This is a genomic window from Saccharomonospora iraqiensis subsp. paurometabolica YIM 90007 (assembly GCF_000231035.2).
In the GTDB taxonomy this organism is placed as follows: domain Bacteria; phylum Actinomycetota; class Actinomycetes; order Mycobacteriales; family Pseudonocardiaceae; genus Saccharomonospora; species Saccharomonospora paurometabolica.
This window is the reverse complement of sequence record NZ_KI912230.1, coordinates 1-1,225: the sequence shown is the minus strand read 5'-3', so window position 1 is coordinate 1,225 and position 1,225 is coordinate 1. Positions and strand designations below refer to the sequence as shown.

The window sequence follows — 1,225 nt, the reverse complement described above, 5'->3', positions numbered from 1 at the left end:
GGTTCGCACGCCGAGGGCAGGTCGGTGAGTGACCTGCTCGCCGCCCACGGGGCGAGCGGTGCCGGGCCGCGTCGGCGGCGCCGCGCGGCGGACTGAATGGCGGGAGCCAGCGGAGCCGGGTATCGCACCGCACCGCGGCGGTGACGCGCGCACCACGGGCTCGCTAAGGTGCCCGCGTGATCGAGACGGCCGGCGAGGCGGAGGACGACGGGACACGCAGGCACCGGCCGCGCCGGGTCAGCGTGCTGATGCCGGTCGTGGGCCTGGTCGGGCTGGCCGTCTGCGGGCTGCTCATGCTCGGGCTGGCCACCGTCCGGGTCGGTCTGCCCGCGGTCATGGTCGGGGTCGTGGCCTCGGTGCTCCCGGTGGTCACGGTGGTGGCCGCGTTCCTGTGGGTCGACCGGTGGGAGCCCGAACCGGCCGGGCTGCTCCTGCTCACGTTCGGGTGGGGCGCGTGCGTGGCCACCCTCTCGGCGCTGCTGGTCAACGACACCGCCGCGGACGTCGCGGACCTGCTGCTCGGTGTGGGGCACGGGGGCACGGTCAGCGCCGTGATCTCGGCGCCTCTGGTGGAGGAGGCCGTCAAGGCCGTGCCGGTCGTGGCGTTGATGCTGCGCCGCACCCACGAGTTCGACGGTGTCGTGGACGGCATCGTCTACGCGGGGATCGGCGCGGCGGGGTTCGCGTTCACCGAGAACATCTACTACTTCGGCCGGGCCTTCGTGGAGCAGGGTCTCGGCGACGGCCCGACGTCCGGTGTGTTCGCCACCTTCGTGCTGCGGGGTGTCCTGTCGCCGTTCGCGCACCCGTTGTTCACCGTGCTCATCGGCATCGGGGTCGGCTGGGTGGTCGGTACGCGGGCGCGGGGGCCGCGGATCGTCGTCCCGCTCGTGTCCTACGTCGCCGCGGTGCTGCTGCACGCGCTCTGGAACGCCTCGGCCACGTTGGGCGGCGCGGGCACGTTCCTCGACGTCTACTTCCTGATCATGGTCCCGATTTTCGCGACCGTCGTGCTGATCATGCTCTGGCAGCGGCGGCGCGAGCAGCGGATCATCGCCGCGGCGTTGCCGGGGATGGCCGAGGCCGGGTGGATCGCGCCCTCCGAGACCCCACTGCTGGCCAGTCTCGAGGGGCGGCGGCAGTGGCGCAGGCAGGCCCGCCGGGAATCCGGTCGCCGCGCCGCACGGGCCGTGGCCGACTACCAGGCCGCGGTGACGGAGCTGGC

At 73.6% G+C, this 1,225-nt stretch carries 1 protein-coding gene; it reads left to right on the top strand.

Features of this window, described 5'->3' with window-relative positions; translation table 11 throughout:
* Window positions 1-248: 248 nt before the first annotated feature.
* Window positions 249-1,225: PrsW family intramembrane metalloprotease (locus SACPADRAFT_RS0210365; protein ID WP_084258377.1), on the top strand; the 977-nt coding region annotated here is incomplete at its 3' end.